17 protein-coding genes and 2 pseudogenes are annotated in these 16,929 nt (G+C 64.8%); 7 read left to right on the top strand and 12 right to left on the bottom strand.

Annotation, left to right across the window (positions count from 1 at the left end):
- Window positions 1-4 precede the first annotated feature (4 nt).
- Both MMSP_RS09035 and MMSP_RS09030 read right to left on the bottom strand, forming a co-directional pair.
- Entirely contained in the window at window positions 5-1,033 is a 1,029-nt protein-coding gene (locus MMSP_RS09035; protein ID WP_036426365.1) for a tetratricopeptide repeat protein, read from the bottom strand.
- Window positions 1,033-2,268 carry a 26S protease regulatory subunit gene (locus MMSP_RS09030; protein ID WP_015354984.1) on the bottom strand — a complete coding sequence of 412 codons (1,236 nt, stop codon included), beginning with the start codon at window positions 2,266-2,268 and terminating at the stop codon, window positions 1,033-1,035. The genes MMSP_RS09035 and MMSP_RS09030 overlap by 1 nt, the downstream gene beginning before the upstream one ends.
- Before the next feature lie 344 nt (window positions 2,269-2,612).
- Between MMSP_RS09030 and MMSP_RS28290 the strand changes: the two are divergent.
- The 4 genes and pseudogenes from MMSP_RS28290 to MMSP_RS09020 form a co-directional block, all read left to right on the top strand.
- A pseudogene (locus MMSP_RS28290) lies at window positions 2,613-3,252 on the top strand (hypothetical protein); the annotation flags it as partial.
- 78 nt (window positions 3,253-3,330) lie between these two features.
- On the top strand, window positions 3,331-4,107 hold the full coding sequence (locus MMSP_RS28285) for a hypothetical protein (RefSeq protein ID WP_020786368.1): 777 nt from the start codon (window positions 3,331-3,333) through the stop codon (window positions 4,105-4,107).
- 80 nt (window positions 4,108-4,187) lie between these two features.
- On the top strand, window positions 4,188-4,496 hold the full coding sequence (locus tag MMSP_RS28280) for a hypothetical protein (protein ID WP_020786367.1): 309 nt from the start codon (window positions 4,188-4,190) through the stop codon (window positions 4,494-4,496).
- The gene (locus MMSP_RS09020) at window positions 4,493-5,365 is read left to right on the top strand and encodes a hypothetical protein (RefSeq protein ID WP_036427186.1); all 873 of its coding nucleotides are present in this window, start codon (window positions 4,493-4,495) and stop codon (window positions 5,363-5,365) included. The genes MMSP_RS28280 and MMSP_RS09020 overlap by 4 nt, the downstream gene beginning before the upstream one ends.
- A 33-nt stretch (window positions 5,366-5,398) precedes the next feature.
- Here the strand turns inward: MMSP_RS09020 and smpB are convergent, their stop codons facing one another.
- From smpB to prfB, 6 genes are read right to left on the bottom strand one after another with little or no spacing between them, the layout of a single operon-like run.
- On the bottom strand, window positions 5,399-5,905 hold the full coding sequence (gene smpB, locus MMSP_RS09015) for an SsrA-binding protein SmpB (protein ID WP_012393371.1): 507 nt from the start codon (window positions 5,903-5,905) through the stop codon (window positions 5,399-5,401).
- A 2-nt stretch (window positions 5,906-5,907) separates the two neighbouring features.
- Window positions 5,908-6,801 carry a permease-like cell division protein FtsX gene (gene ftsX, locus MMSP_RS09010; protein ID WP_012393370.1) on the bottom strand — a complete coding sequence of 298 codons (894 nt, stop codon included), beginning with the start codon at window positions 6,799-6,801 and terminating at the stop codon, window positions 5,908-5,910.
- Entirely contained in the window at window positions 6,802-7,491 is a 690-nt protein-coding gene (gene ftsE / locus MMSP_RS09005) for a cell division ATP-binding protein FtsE (protein ID WP_020786365.1), read from the bottom strand. It lies immediately after the preceding gene.
- Between the two features lie 44 nt (window positions 7,492-7,535).
- On the bottom strand, window positions 7,536-8,036 hold the full coding sequence (locus MMSP_RS28275; RefSeq protein ID WP_011740378.1) for a hypothetical protein: 501 nt from the start codon (window positions 8,034-8,036) through the stop codon (window positions 7,536-7,538).
- Window positions 8,037-8,038: 2 nt separating this feature from the next.
- Window positions 8,039-9,025 carry a mechanosensitive ion channel family protein gene (locus tag MMSP_RS09000; RefSeq protein ID WP_020786364.1) on the bottom strand — a complete coding sequence of 329 codons (987 nt, stop codon included), beginning with the start codon at window positions 9,023-9,025 and terminating at the stop codon, window positions 8,039-8,041.
- Window positions 9,015-10,130: a peptide chain release factor 2 gene (gene prfB / locus MMSP_RS08995; RefSeq protein ID WP_020786363.1), complete on the bottom strand. Its 1,116-nt coding sequence runs from the start codon at window positions 10,128-10,130 to the stop codon at window positions 9,015-9,017. Before prfB ends, MMSP_RS09000 begins: the two co-directional genes overlap by 11 nt.
- 133 nt (window positions 10,131-10,263) lie before the next feature.
- On the opposite strand from prfB, the gene MMSP_RS08990 reads away from it, so the two are divergent.
- Window positions 10,264-11,634 (top strand): FAD-dependent oxidoreductase, encoded by a 1,371-nt coding sequence (locus MMSP_RS08990; RefSeq protein WP_020786362.1) that lies wholly within the window; start codon window positions 10,264-10,266, stop codon window positions 11,632-11,634.
- Here the strand turns inward: MMSP_RS08990 and MMSP_RS08985 are convergent, their stop codons facing one another.
- The 3 genes and pseudogenes from MMSP_RS08985 to MMSP_RS08975 all read right to left on the bottom strand — a co-directional run bounded on the left by MMSP_RS08985 (window position 11,635) and on the right by MMSP_RS08975 (window position 14,842).
- Complete coding sequence (locus tag MMSP_RS08985; protein ID WP_020786361.1) at window positions 11,635-13,227, bottom strand: FAD-binding oxidoreductase; 1,593 nt, start codon at window positions 13,225-13,227, stop codon at window positions 11,635-11,637.
- A 10-nt stretch (window positions 13,228-13,237) separates the two neighbouring features.
- Window positions 13,238-13,441, bottom strand: a complete 204-nt coding sequence (locus tag MMSP_RS08980; protein WP_036426361.1) for a hypothetical protein — start codon at window positions 13,439-13,441, stop codon at window positions 13,238-13,240.
- 28 nt (window positions 13,442-13,469) lie between these two features.
- Window positions 13,470-14,842 (bottom strand): annotated as a pseudogene (locus tag MMSP_RS08975) (HNH endonuclease signature motif containing protein).
- A 151-nt stretch (window positions 14,843-14,993) separates the two neighbouring features.
- Here MMSP_RS08975 and MMSP_RS08970 point away from each other — a divergent pair.
- Both MMSP_RS08970 and MMSP_RS08965 read left to right on the top strand, forming a co-directional pair.
- On the top strand, window positions 14,994-15,995 hold the full coding sequence (locus MMSP_RS08970) for an Oxygen-insensitive NADPH nitroreductase (RefSeq protein WP_020786359.1): 1,002 nt from the start codon (window positions 14,994-14,996) through the stop codon (window positions 15,993-15,995).
- Between the two features lie 4 nt (window positions 15,996-15,999).
- Window positions 16,000-16,428 (top strand): pyridoxamine 5'-phosphate oxidase family protein, encoded by a 429-nt coding sequence (locus MMSP_RS08965; RefSeq protein ID WP_011740385.1) that lies wholly within the window; start codon window positions 16,000-16,002, stop codon window positions 16,426-16,428.
- A gap of 82 nt (window positions 16,429-16,510) precedes the next feature.
- Here the strand turns inward: MMSP_RS08965 and MMSP_RS08960 are convergent, their stop codons facing one another.
- Window positions 16,511-16,927 (bottom strand): group III truncated hemoglobin, encoded by a 417-nt coding sequence (locus MMSP_RS08960; RefSeq protein ID WP_015354972.1) that lies wholly within the window; start codon window positions 16,925-16,927, stop codon window positions 16,511-16,513.
- Window positions 16,928-16,929 lie beyond the last annotated feature (2 nt).

Below are 16,929 nucleotides of genomic sequence, written 5' to 3'. Positions count from 1 at the left end.
AGCTTCAGTAGCTGAGGCCGACCCAGAACAACAGCAGCCCGCTCAATATCAGCAGGCCGCACACCGGGATGATGCCGGCGGGCCAGGCCAAGATGGTGGCAATCGCCCCGACCAGCACTGCCAGTAGCGCGTGCAGCACCCGGAGATAGGTCAGGCGCTGTTCGCGCAACGCCGAAGCCAGTACCCGACGGGGCGCCGAGCGCAGCATCCAGATGAACCCGACGATCAGCACCCCGGTGAGAATTCCGGTGACCACCCGCAGCCCCGCCGTCGATTGCGCCTTGGAGTTCAGCTTCAGCACCATGGCGGCGAAGAACGCGAGCACCCCGGCAACCACCGTCACCCCGCGAAACACCCGTTCCAGGACCACACCGATGTTCCGGCGGGCCACCGCACCTATGGCCGGGTCGGTGCCTGCCGCATCGAGAAACCCGCGCAGCGCGTGCGCAAATTTGCGCCGACGAAGCCGGTTGATAGCCAGATTGTTGAGCGCCTCGGCGTTGCCTGGGTCCAGCGCCAATGCGGCTCGATACGCCTCGGTGGATTCCTCGATTCGGCGCAGGTCGTGCAAGATCGAGCCGCGCAGAACGTGTGCGTCGACGTTGCCGGGATCGAGCCGTAACGCTTGGTCGATGGCATAGAGCGCGTTGGGCAATTGCCAGGCCTTCTGCAATAAGCTCGCGTACGTCCGATGCGCCAGGGGCTCATTGGGATGAGCCAGCACCGCCCGCCACGCCATGCACAGGGCGTCCCAGCTGCGCCCCAGCTGATCGAGGGATACCGCGTAGAGCCGCATGGCGAATTCCGATTCGGGCGCGGCCGCCAACGCGCTGTATGCGCTCCACGCGGCATTGTCGTAGTTGCCCAGCAGGTATTCAGCCCGAGACAGATGCGCCAACAGGTTCGGGTCATTGGGGTTTTGCGCCAACGAACTGCGCAAGACCTCTCGGGCGCGTTCGTAATTCCCAGTGTCGCAGTGGATGCTGGCGATGTGGATGGCTTCGTCGCGCTGATCGGCGGCGGGGCCTGGCATCACCGAATCTTTCTACGGCGCAGATACTTTGCCAGGTCGTCGTAGGTTCCGTCGTTGTTGGCGAACTCGACGACATTGCGCGCGGTCTCGAACCAGGGCCCAGTGCTGGGGCGGATCTGTGCGGCGGCCGCGTCGATGTCTGCCATCATCACCGGACGAACCTGTCCGGCACGCATCGATTCGGCCATCGCTATCTGGGTTGCGCTGTCACAGATGTGCGCCAGATCTGCGCCGGAAAACCCTTCAGTGCGGTTGGCGATCGCCCGGGGATCGATCCCCGCGACCGGCCGATCCCGCAGATGAACGCGGACGATGCCCGCCCTGGCTTCGGCGTCGGGCAGGCCGACAAAAATCATCCGATCGAAACGGCCGGGCCGACGCAGCGCCGGGTCGACGTCCCAGGGCGCATTGGTCGCCCCGAGCACGTAGACGCCATCGTTGGAGGACGCCGCCGAGTCGAGTTCTTCGAGAATGGAGTTGACCACCGTGCGCAAACCCGCACTGCCGCTGAGCGCGGAACGCCGATGCCCCAACGCGTCCACTTCGTCGAAGAACAACACACACGGAGCGTTGCGGCGGGCATTGTCGAAGACCGCGCGGATGCTGCGTTCACTGTCCCCGAACCAGCGATGCAGCACATCTGCGATTCCCACCTGGTAGAAGCTGGCGCCCAGCTCCCCCGAAACGGCCTTGGCCAGATAGCTTTTCCCACACCCGGGCGGGCCGTATAACAACAGGCCACCGCGTGCGGAGACCTTGTACGCCTTCATCAGCTCGGGGTTGCGTAGCGGCCCAAGCAGTGAAAGCTCCAGTTGCTGTTTGGCATCGGCCATACCGGCGATATCGGCCAACCGGACCTGGCTGCGCTGCACCACGTCGAAATCGCCCTCGCCGACGACGTCCGGGGGCGCCTCCACGAATGCGGGCTCGATGATGTCGGCGACCTGTTTTTCCGCCTTGGACCAGTCAAAGCCGGCAGTGTCGGGAGCGTGCTGTTGCTGTTGCGCCGGCACCACCTCGACAGGCGCTGCCAACGCCGCGCTGCAACGCTGCAACAAGCTCAGCGCCTCCGCATTGGCGGTGTCCTTGGCAAGTACCGCACTGCAATGCCCCAGCGCCTCCGCGTGGCGTCCCCTGTCAGCCAACAGCGCGGCCAGATGCAGCCGAAGTTCGACAACCTCGGGGCTGCGCTCCACCGCCGCGGACAACTCCCGAATCACAGGGTCTTCAGTCACCGCCATCTCCCGTACGTACCGCAGCTTGCGCGTGCGCGCCAGTCAGCCCATGCCTTGTCCATGTTCGCCCACCTCGATAGCGACCGACAACGAGATCCAGGTCTCTGTGTTGTCTATTGGGGTTGTCTCTTGGGCCGATGGTGTCAGGTCGACCCGGCCGGAGCGAAATGCGCCCGTAGCGCCGCACGACCGGCCATCGCCAAGCGAATTGACCACCCGGCTCGCGACAGTATCCTGTGTCCCCGGGCCGAGAAGGGACGGCGATGCTGATCAATTCGGGTTTGTTCCATTCCGAGCGCACGAACCAATCCCAGCGCGCGGACAGCCACGCTCGAGGTGGGGCAATGCAGCTTAGGTACATAAGCGTCCCGGCGCTAGTCGCCTATGCCGGAGGTGATCCCTGGGCGATCAACCAAAGCCTCCAGGCTGGTCGCCCAGCTCAGATTTCCGACTTGGCAACCGCGTTTCACGCTGCGGGACGCAGCACTGCCGAGTCGAACGTTACGTTTGAGCAAGCCCGCCGACGCTTTGAAGCTGCCTGGAATCACCAGAACGGCGAGAACCCCATCAACGATTCCGCCGAGGTGCAGCGCACAGCCCAGGCGCTGGGCGCTCAATCCGAGCAGTTGCCCCAGATCGGAGCCCATCTGGAGGAGGTCGCCGCAGCGCTGGCTGAGGCGCAAAAAGGCGCTGCCGGAAGAATCGCCACCCTCGAAATTCAGTTGCAGGACCTTGATGACCTGATCGCGCAGGCGATGGAGATGGAAAAGGACCCCCACCTCAGCGCGGCGGATAGAAACGCACTCGATGCCATCATCACGGCGTGTGAAGACGATGCAATCCGCGACACAGAGGACGCCCTGAGACGACTGCACTCAATCCGAAACTGCTACTCAGACATTCTGCAAAAAGGAAGGACAGACCAACCTCGCCGCCGATGGATACGACCCGGCTCGGGTTCGGGGGGCCGACGGCCATGAGGCAGAGACGCCCCGCCAGGCCGAGCGAGACGTACATGACGCGCTTGCCGGTGACCTGGGAGCGGCCGCTCGCGTCAGCGGGGTGCTGGGTTCCATCACCCCGGATCAGCTGGCCGGAAAGACGCCACTAAACGCGGAGCAGGCATCGGTGTTGAGCCAGCTACAAGCTCAAGAGCATGGCATGTCTGTCGATGCGCTCAAGACCGCCGAACAACGCCTGGGAGTCGAGCGAGCCATCATCGGCGACTCGTGGCAGTTGATGAGCAACCCGAACCTCAATTTCCCCAAGACCGATACCAAAGTAGGAGCCCAAGAGGGTTCGGAAACGACGCAGGGCGGGTTTAATCAACTGCCGCAAAGTTTGCAGAACGCACTCACATTCAACGAACCCTCGCACCCGAATTCGGCCAACGACATCGCGGAGATCGCCAAGGTCGCCGGTGATGGCAGCCCAAGACTGCAGCACGGCACGGAGCTGGACAAGGCCATGCTTGACTGGGGCACGCGAGAACTCCACGAAGAAATGCCACACGGGCAAATCGTGGACCATAGTTTGCTCCATGGCGCCCAGCGGAGCACCCTCGACGATGTATTCCGGGTGGCCGGGCGCGATCACGTGAGGGTGACCGACCTGCTTACCGGCAGTGGCCACGATCAGTTCTTGTTCGATGTGACCCACAATCGGTGGGACGACGGCGGCAAGGGCATCGGCTCATTGTTCAGCTGGACGCAAAACCCTGGGGGGCCTGAAGCCGAGCTCGCGGGGAAAACCGCACATGCATACGCAAGCTACTTGGGCCAACACCGGGCGGCACCTTCGGCGTCGGCACTCTGCCGATCCCCGGAGCGGGAATCGTAGGCGGCGGAACAAATCTCATCGGCTCGGCCATAGAGCACGACATCGTCGGTCCCGCGCCCACCACGACGTCGATTCCGGACATGCCCCACACCACCCCACCGCGGCTGGTGCTCGACGGATTTCTGGCGTCCGGCCAACCGCTGTCTGGATTGGAACCGGAGCTATATCGCCCAGTCGATCCGCAGCATCCTGACGGCCCGATGCGAATTGCCACCTATGCCGAGATGAACGAGGATTGGCGCAAGAAGAATACTCCGCAAGCCTCCGACAGCGTACTTTCAAGCGCGCTAAGCCAGACACTCGGCAACGACACGGTGACACGGATCGACTCCGATATTTCGACCTACTACAACAATGTTGTGCACAACCCACAACCATGGAAAAAATGAGCGCAACACGTCGCGTATCCCGAGCACTGGCCACGCTACCCGTTGTCATGATGGCAGCCATCGGCTGCAGTCACTCGGAACCCGCGCCGCCGCCGCTATCAAAGGTCCCCTGGACCGGACTGCTGGCACAAGAACGAGAAGTGTGGAGCGCGGAACCGGGAATCGACCTTGTGACCGGACCTGCGGTAGTCATCCGCGCGTACCTGGAGTCGCGCTCACTTGCCAGCCAGATGGGCGACATCGACTACGTCTACCCCGGGTTTAAACACGCGGTCGCACCCAACGACCCAGCCGAGCCCGACTATTCGCTGAACCCACCCCCCATCACCCAAGACCTCTGGCCTGAGCCACGCCCCGACAGCAGTCCGCTCCCGTATCCAGCCGTAGGTACGGGCCGCTCCCACATCCTGCGTATCGACACCTCCGGCCGCCAGGTCACCGCCGTGGTCTGCGGATGGGACTACGGGACCGCCTACGACATCGGAGATGGCCGATACAGCAACGATCCGACCAACCCTCTGGGCACTCACAATCCCGACGGCGGCATTTTCGCGCAATGGGTCGCAATGACCGCCCCCGCACCCGACACAAGCCCGCCGTTGCCACCTCAGTGGGGGCCGGCCCCCGCACCGACAACAGATGTGTTCGACGGCTGGCGGATCGTCGGCTACGCCATCCACGGACCGACCGACACCCTGCGGCTTGCCCCACCGCAATGGCCAACCAGGCAAGCCGACACCAACGCGTGTGTCACCAAAGCACCCGACCCACCCCAGCGGCGCGTGTTTCTAGCCGATGGAGTCCACCCGCGCTCCGATTTCCCGACGCAACACCCCTACCCCGGCTGGCCAATCGCAAACCCGGCGTGAGCCCAAACGCGACGCTTACGGTCGCACCGCCAGTCAGCCCATGCCCTTGGCCCGGCGACCCAGTTCGCGAATCACCTCACGCTGGGCATCACGCCGGGCCAGGTCCTGACGCTTGTCGTGGGCGTGCTTACCGCGCGCCAACGCGAGTTCGACCTTGACCTTGCCGTCGAGGAAATACATCGACAGCGGAACCAGCGCGAAATTGCCTTCGCGAATCTTGCCGAACAGGGTGTCGATCTGGCGGCGATGCAACAGCAGCTTGCGGTTGCGCCGCGGTTCGTGGTTGGTCCAGGTGCCGTGCAGGTACTCCGGGATGTGCAGGTTGCGCAGCCAGACTTCGCCGTCGTCGACGGTGGCGAAGGCGTCGACCAGCGACGCGTGCCCCTCCCGCAGGCTCTTCACCTCGGTCCCCTGCAGTGCGACACCGGCCTCGAACACCTCGATGATCGAGTAGTTGTGCCGAGCCTTGCGATTGGTGGCGATGATCTTCTTGCCACCCTGCTTGCCGGACGGTTTCGCCTGCTTCGACTGCGCTGCCATCGCTACCGCCGCACGTATAGCCGTAACGTCACGTACGCCGTGGCCCCGGCCATCGCAACGCCCAGCGCCAATAGGGCCGGGGAGATGAAGAAGATGTCGGCATAGTCGATACGGGCGATCAAATTGGCCTGGTAGAACTGGTTCAACGCGTTTTCCAGGAACATCGCCCGCACGAATATCAGGCCGCCGATGGCGATGACGACCCCGAGCGTCGCGGCCAGCATCGCCTCCATCAGAAACGGCAGCTGGGTATACCAGCGGCTGGCCCCCACCAATCGCATGATGCCGATTTCGGTGCGCCGCGTATACGCGGCGACTTGGACCATGTTGGCGATCAGCAAGATCGCACCGACGGCCTGGACCAATGCCACGGCAAACGCGGCGTTACTCAAGCCGTCCAGCACCGCGAACAACCGGTCGATCAGATCCTTCTGGTTGAGCACCGAGAGCACCCCGGGCTGGCCCTGCATGGCGGAGTCGAAGTCCTTGTGCTGCTCCGGGTTCTCCAGCTTCACGATGAACGATGCCGGGAATGAATCCTTGCCCGCAACGTCCTTGTACTGCGGAAACTTGCGGATGGCATCGTCGTAGGCCTGCGCGCGGTTGAGGAATCGCACCGCTTTGACGTCTTTGCGCTTTTCGATCTTCTCGCGCAACGCCTTGCACGGGTCGGAATCGCAGTTGGGATCGTTGGCCGATACGTCGTCGGTGAGGAACACCTGGGTTTCGACGCGGTCCAGATAGATGGCACGCGAGTTCTCCGCCAGGCGGACCACCAGCAGACCACCGCCGAACAGGCCGATCGAGATCGCGGTCGTCAAGATCATGGCGACCGTCATGGTGACATTGCGACGAAGTCCGGTCAGGACCTCGTTGAGCAGGAAGCCGAAGCGCACTTAGCGATCCATCCCGTAGACACCGCGCTGTTCATCACGAACCAGCCTGCCCAGCGACAACTCGACCACCCGCTGCCGCATCGAGTCAACGAAGTGGTGGTCGTGCGTTGCCATCAGCACCGTCGTCCCGGTGCGGTTGATTCGCTCCAACAAATCCATGATGTCCTTACTGGTATCTGGGTCCAGGTTGCCGGTGGGCTCGTCGGCCAGCAGCACCAGCGGCCGGTTGACAAAGGCGCGGGCGATCGCGACCCGCTGTTGCTCGCCGCCGGACAGCTCGTGCGGCAGGCGGTTGGCTTTGCCCGACAAGCCGACCGTCTCGAGCACATCGGGCACCACCCGATTGATCGCGTCCGCACGCTTGCCGATCACCTCAAGGGCGAACGCGACGTTTTCGTACACCGTCTTTTGTTGCAGCAACCGGAAGTCCTGGAAAACGCAACCGATCACCTGCCGCAGTTTGGGCACATTGCGACCACGCAGCTTGTTGACGTGGAACTTCGACACCCGCACATCTCCGGATGTCGGCGTCTCCGCCGCCAGCAACAACCGCATGAACGTCGACTTGCCCGAACCCGACGGACCGATCAGGAAGACGAACTCACCCTTGTCGATCTTGACATTGATGTCATCCAACGCCGGGCGCGCCGACGATTTGTACTGCTTGCTGACATGGTCCAGGGTGATCATCACGGCACGCCAGTGTAGCGGTGCGCTTCGCCTGCAGGCGAAAATTAGCTGGCCGGTGGTGTCGGAGTCGGCCCCGACGATACCGGCCCCGGCTCCGGCTCAGGGGTCTGCGACGGTGACGGAACCGGTGTTGGCGGGGTCGTAGTGGCGGGACAGAACGGCGGCGGCAGCAGACACGGCGGCGCCGAGGGGCCGGGAACCGGAGTTGACGTGGTCGGCGTCGGAGTCGGCGTCGGCGATGTGGTGGTGGGCGTGGGCCGGGTGGCCGTGGTCGGTGGCTGCACCCTGGTGCGCGGCACCCAGGTGTAGTTCGGATCGGGCACCAAGCCCGGCGGTACCACCTGGCTGGGGGGTGTGGTCTTTCCAGCCGAGTGCTGCGGGTTGTAGGTGTCATAGAGCCACCACACCGCCAGGAAAGCCACCATCAGTACCACCGTTGACAGACGGATCCGGCCGCCGAACAACTGACGGGGCGTACCGCGCTTGCGGTTGCCGTTCGACTGACCGCTGCGCCGCAAGCGGGTAGGAACAAATGTGATTTTCATCGCTACCGCTGCTGCTCCGCTCCCGCAGGTGCGTCCGCTGCCCCACTAACGGTGGCCGGGTGAGCCATGACCCCCACCGCGGCCTGGGCGTCGGCCGGGGTGATGATCCCGGCGCCGGTGAGCGCGCGGATCACCAACACCCGCAACTGCCGGTCCGCCGCGAACTGCTTTCCGGGCAGCGTGCGCGCCACCAGCCGCAGCGTGACGGTGTCCATTTCGAGTTTCTCCACGCCCATTACCGTGGGCTCATCCAGCAACAGGTCGCCGAGGATGGCGTCTTCGCGCGCATGTTGGCATTCCCGGTGCAAGACCTCGTTGACGCGGTTGAGGTCGGCGCCGGTCGGGACCGGGATGTCGATGACCGCGCGCGCCCAGTCCTTGGACAGGTTGATCGACTTGACGATGTTGCCGTTGGGAACGGTGTACACCTCACCGTCGCTGGATCGCAGCTTGGTCACACGCAGCGTGACCTCCTCCACCGTGCCGGCCGCATTCTCCGGTGACCCGACCATGCTGAGCTCCACCAGGTCGCCGAACCCGTATTGCTTCTCGACGATGATGAAGAACCCCGCGAGCAGGTCCTGCACCAGGCGCTGGGCGCCGAAGCCCAGCGCCGCACCCAGCACCGCGGCCGGCCCTACCAACGACCCGACCGGAAACGGCAGAATGTCGACGATCTCGTACAGGACGATGACGTAAATCAGGACGATCGAGACCCAGGAGATCACCGACGCCACCGCCTGGCGGTGCTTGGAGACCTCCGATCGCACGAGCGCGTCGCTTTCGGTGAACCCCAGGTCGAGGCGCTGAGTCACTCGCTTGGCAACCCAGGTCACGAAGCGCGCGGCCAGTACCGCCGCGATCAGCACCATGACGACGCGCAGACCGCGGGTGATGATCCATTCGCCGATCTGCCCGCGCCAGAAGTCGTGCCAATACTGGGCCGGCGAGAATGTTGCCAGGGCAAAAGCTGTGGTGTTAGTCGTCATCTTTCCGGTTGCGCCACCGGATCCCTGCTTCCAGGAATCCGTCAATGTCTCCGTCTAGCACGGTCGCCGGATTACCAACCTCGTACTCGGTTCGCAGATCCTTGACCATCTGGTAGGGGTGCAGCACGTAGGAGCGCATTTGGTTGCCCCACGAGCTACCGCCGTCGCCTTTCAATGCGTCGAGCTCAGCGCGTTCTTCTATACGCTTGCGCTCCAACAACTTTGCCTGAAAAACCCGCATCGCCGCCACCTTGTTCTGCAGCTGCGACTTCTCGTTCTGGCAGGTGACCACGATGCCGGTCGGGATGTGGGTCAGTCGAACCGCCGAGTCGGTGGTGTTCACCGACTGCCCGCCCGGGCCACTGGACCGGTAGACATCGACCCGCACATCGCCTTCGGGGATGTCGATGTGATCGGTGGTCTCCACCACCGGCAGCACTTCGACCTCGGCGAACGACGTCTGTCTGCGGCTCTGATTGTCGAACGGGCTGATCCGCACCAGCCGGTGGGTGCCCTGCTCGACCGACAGCGTGCCGTAGGCAAACGGCGCGTGCACGGCGAACGTGGCGCTTTTGATCCCGGCTTCCTCGGCGTAGGAGGTGTCGAACACCTCAACGGGGTACTTGTGCTGCTCGGCCCACCGGACATACATCCGCATCAACATTTCGGCCCAGTCCGCGGCGTCGACTCCCCCTGCGCCGGAGCGAATGGTGACCAGCGCCTCACGCTCGTCGTACTCGCCGGAAAGCAGGGTGCGCACCTCGGTGGCCTCGATGTCGGCACGCAACGCCTTGAACTCGGCGTCCGCCTCGGCCAGCGCTTCTCCGGCCGCGGCGCCCTCTTCCTCGGCGGCGAGCTCGTAGAGCACCGGCAGGTCCTCGAGACGCCTTCGCAGCTCCTCGACCCGCCGCAACTCCCCCTGGGTGTGAGACAACTCACTGGTCACACGCTGGGCTCGGGTTTGGTCGTCCCAGAGCTTCGGGTCGGACGCCTCGTGCTCGAGCTTCTCGATGCGACTGCGCAGACCTTCGACGTCGAGCACCCGCTCCACCGTGGTCAGGGCGGAGTCAAGGGCAGCGATCTCGGCTTGACGGTCGGGTTCCACAGCCGACAAGGCTACCGGTAGTCGCTGGCATCAGCGTCTAGCATCAGGAGACGATCATGTGCACCGCGCGACTGCGACGCTGTCAGCCCATGTACCCCCTGCGCGCAGCCGGGCACGAACAGAGGGCAGAACCATGCCGCAAAACCAACGTCCGTACCACGTCGCCGTCGTCGGTTCCGGGCCGTCGGGGTTCTTCGCCGCAGCGTCGCTGCTGAAGGCAGCCGACTCCTCCGACGAGATCGAGGTGGCCGTCGACATACTCGAGATGCTGCCGACCCCGTGGGGACTGGTGCGTTCCGGCGTCGCCCCCGACCACCCCAAGATCAAGTCGATCAGCAAACAGTTCGAGAAGACCGCCGAAGACCCTCGCGTCCGATTCTTCGGCAACGTGGTGGTGGGCGAACACGTCACCACCGCCGAGCTGACCGAACGCTATGACGCCGTCATCTACGCCATCGGGGCCCAATCCGACAAGCCGCTCAACATCCCCGGGGAGAACCTGCCCGGCAGCGTGGCCGCCGTCGATTTCGTCGGCTGGTACAACGCGCATCCGAACTTCGAACACTCGACACCGGATCTGTCGGGCCGTCGCGCCGTCGTCATCGGCAACGGCAACGTCGCGATCGACGTAGCCAGGATCCTGGTCACCGATCCCGAAGTGTTGGCCCTCACCGACATCGCCGACCACGCACTGGACTCACTGCGCCCGCGCGGGGTCGAGGAAGTGGTGATCATCGGTCGGCGCGGGCCGCTGCAGGCCGCATTCACGACTCTGGAGTTGCGCGAGCTCGGTGAGCTCGAAGGGGTCGACGTGGTGGTTGACCCGGCCCAGCTGGAGGGCATCAGCGACGCGGATGCGGAGGCGGCCGGCAAGGGGATCAAGCAGAACATCAAGGTGTTGCGCGGCTACACCGAGCACGCACCACGTCCAGGTCACCGCCGAATCGTGTTCAAGTTCATGACTTCGCCGGTCGAAATCAAAGGCACCGACCGGGTGGAGCAGATCGTGCTCGGCCACAACGAACTCGTTACCGATGAGGACGGGTGGGTGTCAGCCAAGGACACCGGAGAGCGAGAGGAACTGCCGGTTCAGCTGGTCGTGCGATCGGTTGGCTACCGCGGGGTCCCCACCCCCGGGCTGCCGTTTGACCAGAAACGCGGGATCATCCCCAACACCGCCGGCCGGGTGCAAGGCAGCAGCAACGAGTACGTCGTGGGCTGGATCAAGCGCGGACCGACCGGGGTGATCGGGACCAACAAGAAAGATTCCCAGGACACCGTCGACACCTTGATGGCCGACCTGACGGCCGCCGAGCTCAACACGTTCCCCAGCAGCCACACCGCCGACCTTGCCGACTGGCTGAGTTCACGCCAGCCGGAGCTGGTCACCGCCGAGCACTGGAAATCCATTGACCACTTCGAACGAGCCGCCGGCGAGGCCCTCGGACGTCCGCGCGTGAAACTGCCGAACGTGACCGAGATGCTGCGCATCGGGCACGCCTGATCAACGGTCGAGAAGCACCCCGGGGTTGAGAATCCCGGCCGGGTCCAGTGCGGTCTTGGCCGCGCGCAACGCCGCCATAAAGGGATCGGGGCGCTGCCGGTCATACCAGGGCCGGTGATCGCGGCCGACGGCGTGGTGGTGGGTGATGGTGCCGCCGGTCGTGCTGATCGCTTCCGAAACGGCTGCCTTGATCTCGTCCCATTGCGCATCCAGGGATCCCCAGCGCCCCGCCGCGTAGACGCCGTAATAGGGGGCCGGACCATCCGGATAGACGTGGGTGAAGCGGCAGGTCACCAACCCGACGCCACAGACCCGCTCGATCGCCGCGCGGGCCGCGTCGGTGACGGCGGCGTGCAGGGCGTCGAATCCGTCCCAGGTGCATGCGGTTTCGAAGGTTTCGGCGATCACACTGCGCCGGGCCAGAGCGTCGCGCTGGTAGGGCATCCGCAGGAACGCCGAACGCCATGCCTGAGAGACGTCAGAGCCACTCTGCGCCGCGGCGGCTTGGCGGGTCTCGCGTCCACGCCGTGCGGTCACGGTGCCGCCGTAGCCGGCGGCTATCTCCACCGCCCGGTCCAGCCACGGGTCGATCGGATGATCGGCCGATTCAAAAGCCAGCACCAGCAGGCCGCCGCTGACCGCGGTACCGGTGTTGAGGAACGCCTCGGCCGGATCCAGCAGCCGGCAGTTCGTCGGATAGAGGCCCGCTTGCGCGATGGCGCGGGTCGCGGTGACCGCCCCCGCCCAATCGTCGAACTCGACCGATGCGGTGAGCTGCCATCGCGGGCGGTCCTGCAACCGCATCCACGCCTCGGTGATGATGCCCAGGGTGCCCTCGGAACCGAGGAACATCCGGTCCGGAGAGGGCCCCGCACCCGAGCCCGGCAGCCGCCACGACTCGCCGACTCCCGCCGGACTGACCACCCGCATGGATTCGGTCAAGTCGTCGATGTGGGTGTAGAGCGTCGCGAAGTGCCCGCCCGCGCGAGTGGCAAGCCAGCCGCCCAGGCTGGAGAATCCGAAGGACTGCGGGAAATGGCGCAACGTGAGACCGTGCGGGCGGAGCTGATCTTCGATCGAGGGCCCCAGCGCGCCCGCCTGGATCCGTGCCGCCCGACTCACCCTGTCGATCTCGAGCACCGCACCCAGTGCACCGATGTCCACCGTGACCGCCGGCTGATCGAAGCGCGGCTCGACACCGCCGACCACCGAGCTGCCACCACCGTATGGGATCGCCGGAATCTGTTCTCGGGTACACCAATCCAGCACATCGACAACGTCCTGTTCGCTGCGCGGCCGCGCGATCAGGTCGGGCACATGGTCGAGGTGGCCCAGCAGGTTGCGGGTGACGTCGCGAAAAGCCTTGCCGCGCGCATGACCCGCACGATCTATCGGATCGGACGAGCAGATCCCCGCCAGCGATTCCGGCGGGCTGACCCGGGCCGCGGGCAGCGCGAGCGCGGCCGGGTCCGGCGGCTGATGATCGGAAAGGTCATGGCCGGGAAGCAACGCCGATACGCGCGATAACAACGCGTGCGTCTCCGCCTCGGTCAGAGCATCCTCGACGTTGCCCCAACCCCACCATGACCGCATCGTGGCGCGATCAGCGTTTGCGGACCACGACGGCAACACCGACGACCAGCACCACCAGGGCCGCGGCGATTGCCCAACCGGCACCAGCCAGCCACCAGATGACAGCCAACAGTGCCAGCGCCGGCGACAACACGAACAGCACCATTGCGGGGTGCTGCTTGATCACCGCCAGCGCGCTCGTCCCGCGGACCCGATCGATTTCCTTGCCTGCCATGGGTTCAGCATGCCAGACAACGGCGCGATCAACCCCCCTCTTCGCCTTCGTCGGCTGCGCTGTCGCGGAGCAGTTTTTCGGGGTGGTGGTAGGTGTTGGTTCTTGGCTGTCCATGGTCGAGGTGCGGCGGTGGCAGCCATTCGGTATCACCGTGGGCGTTCTTGCGAGTGCGCCAGCCCTGCTCGAGCAGTTTGTGGTCACGCCCGCAGGCCAGAGTGAGTTGATCGATGTCGGTGCGCCCGCTGGTGGCCCACGCGGCGACATGATGCACCTCGCATTGATAGCCCGGCACATCACAGCCCGGACGGGTGCAACCACGGTCTTTGGCATACAACACCAGGCGTGCCCCGCAGTGGCCAGCCGTTTGGCGTGATACAGCCCCACCGCCTTGCCCCGATCAAACACCGCCAGATAGTGATGCGCGTGACGGGCCAACCGGATCACATCCGATATCGGCAACACGGTGCCGCCCCCGGTCAGCCCCCGACCGCAGGCCCTTTGCAGCTCACCAAGGGTGGTCGTCACAATGATGGAGGCAGGTAACCCGTTGTGCTGGCCCAAGTCTCCTGAGGCCACCAACGCCCGCACCGCAGCGTTGCGCCCATCATGGTGACGCTGCCCAACCGAACGCCGATCACGACTCACGGCGTCCGCACCGGCCGGGGCTTGCACCACCGGACTCTCGTCATCGGGGTTGCACATCCCCGGGGCCGCCAGCTTGGCCAGCACCGCATCCAACCCCGCCCGCGCTTCCGGGGTCAGCCAGCCGCTGATCCGCGACATCCCGTCGCGTCCCTGCCGCCCCAGCGTCAAGCCGCGTCGCCGCGCCCGATCCTCATCGCTATAGCGACCATCGGGATTCACACAATCCATCAACCGCTGCGCCAATTTGGCCAACTGATCGGGGCGGAACTGCCCCGCCAACCGCGCCAGATGCGCTTCGGCGCGCTCGCGGGTCTCTAGGTCCACCTCGGCGGGCACCTGGCCACAGAACTCCCGGATCACCCGCACATGACCCGCACCGATACGCCCCTGACGCACCGCGGAGGCGGTCGCACTCAATAACGGCGCCAGCTGTTCGCCCGTCAACGCCCGGCGCGGACCCAGATCAGCGGCCTCCCCCAGCCGCCGACTGGCTTCCCCGCGACTGACCCGTAACCGACCGGCCAACACCGCCGCCAGTTTCCCACCCAACTCCTGCTCACCGGCCTGCTCCCCCAGCTGATTGATCAGCGGATGCTCGATGCTGGGCAACCGACGCCGCGCAACCTCACAACGCTGCAACAACGCCAACCGCTCCGGCGTCGTCAACCCGTCAAAACACAAGTCCTGCAGCCGCGTCATCACCGCATCGAGCGCGTCGAAAGCCGCAACAACCTCTTCCCGGTTAATCGAACTCATGTTCGAATAACACGAGCGGCCACCGACAGAATCAGAGCCCGAGCGAGCAGCAACTCCACCCTGAACGCACAGTGACACAAGGTATTTGCGCTGAATGACGAATGACCCTAGCCAGCCGCTCCAGGCCGTCCGTAGCCTCGAGGGTGTGGACATGGAGGTGCTCAAAACCGCAGTGCTGCTGGCCTGCCGGGCGCCATCGGTACACAACAGCCAACCGTGGCGGTGGGTGGCCGACCGCGACCGCGATTCCGGTTCCGAGGTCGTGGCTGTTCACCTGTTCGCCGATCGCGGCCGAACCGTTCCCGCCACAGACCATTCCGGCCGGGAAACCCTCATCAGCTGCGGGGCGGTGCTCGACCATCTGGGCGTAGCCATGACGGCGGCGGGCTGGCAACCCAGCATCACCCGCTTCCCCACCCCCGATGACCCCAACCATCTGGCCACGGTCGACTTCCGCCCCATCGAGGAAGTCACCGAGACCGAACTCAAACGGGCCGAGTCGATCCTGCAACGGCGCACCGATCGACTTGCGTTTGACCGTCCCCGCTACTGGGACCTGTTTGAAGGGGTGCTGAGGAACACCATCGACAACGACATCGCGATGCTCGACGTGCTCACCGACGAGCAACGGCCACAACTGGTGCAAGCGTCGCACCTCAGCGCGGCGCTACGGCGCGATGACTTGTCCTATCATGCCGAACTGGATTGGTGGACTTCACCGTTCGTGCTGACCGATGGCGTGCCACCGCTGGCGCTCGCTTCCGACACCGAGCGCCAGCGGGTAGACCTGAGCCGCGATTTTCCGGTTCGCAGTCACCAGGACCGCCGGCCCGAAATCACCTCGGACTGGTCGAAAATCCTTGTTCTATCCACCCCCGGCGACACTCGGGCCGACGTATTGCGGTGCGGTGAGGTGTTGTCCAGCGTTCTGCTCGAATGCACCATGGCCGGAATGGCAACGTGCACCTTGACGCATCTGATCGAGTCGAACGAAAGCCGCGACATCGTCGCCGACCTGATCGGCCGACGCGGCCAGCCGCAAGTCTTGATCCGCGCTGGGATCACTCCGCTGATCGAAGAAATTCCCGCTCCGACGCCGCGGCGAGGACTAGACAGTATTTTTGAAGTTCGCCAGAAGCCCGAGAAAGGTTGAAACGATGCCCGACCGACCAGTCACGTTTCTGTCTGACGATCAAAGCTGGAAGCTGCTGAGCAGCGCGGCGCTGGGCCGGTTGGTCACCAGCATCGCCGGCGAGCCGGAGATCTTCCCGGTCAACTACGTGGTGCAGGATCGCACCGTGCTGTTCCGCACCGCCGAGGGCACCAAACTGTTTCTCGCCGTGACGAGTAGCCCGGTCGCCTTTGAAGCTGACGATCACAGCGACACCGAAGGCTGGAGTGTGATCGTCAAGGGTCGCGCTCAGGTACTGAGAACCGACGCGGAGGTGCAAAAAGCAGAGCGCGCCAAACTGTCACCGTGGATCCCGACCTTGAAGTTGCACTACGTGCGGGTGATCCCGACCGGAATCACCGGACGGCACTTCAAGTTCGGCCCGGAGCCAGACCGCAACGACACCTTCGCCTGACCCCCTTCTGCGCCGAGCGTCACGCCAGCGTGGCGTTCGGCATGGAGCGTCACTCTGGCGTGACGCTCGGGGGGGCGTGACCTCAGCGGCCGACGAGTGCGTCGAGTTCGAGGGCATCCACTCCGTTGAGCCGGCGATGCATCGCCCAGGCGATCCTGGCGGCCTGAACTTTCGCATGCTCGGCCACCGGCCCGCGATACATCGCATCGACGGTGTCATTCCAAATGGTCAGCCAGCGGACGAAATGGCGGGCGCGCAGCGGGGTCTGGCGGTGTAGATCCCGGTGGGCCGTCAGCGCGCTACCACGATAACGACCGGCACGGAACAACACCGTCTCCCAGAAGTCGCACATGACCGGAAGGTGCGAGTCCAGTCCGCTCGACCGCAGTTCGGTAAACGGCTCCGCCAACACCTCGTCGTCCAAGGCTCGACCGTAGAACCGGCGCAACAGTGCCGCGACATCGGTGCGGTTTGCCAGGTCGCTAGCAGAATCGCCCATCC

Origin of the sequence: Mycobacterium sp. 012931, from assembly GCF_000419295.1 — a bacterium.
Lineage (GTDB): Bacteria > Actinomycetota > Actinomycetes > Mycobacteriales > Mycobacteriaceae > Mycobacterium > Mycobacterium marinum.
The sequence above is the reverse complement of the archived record's forward strand: the minus strand, read 5'-3'. Positions and strand labels throughout refer to the sequence as shown.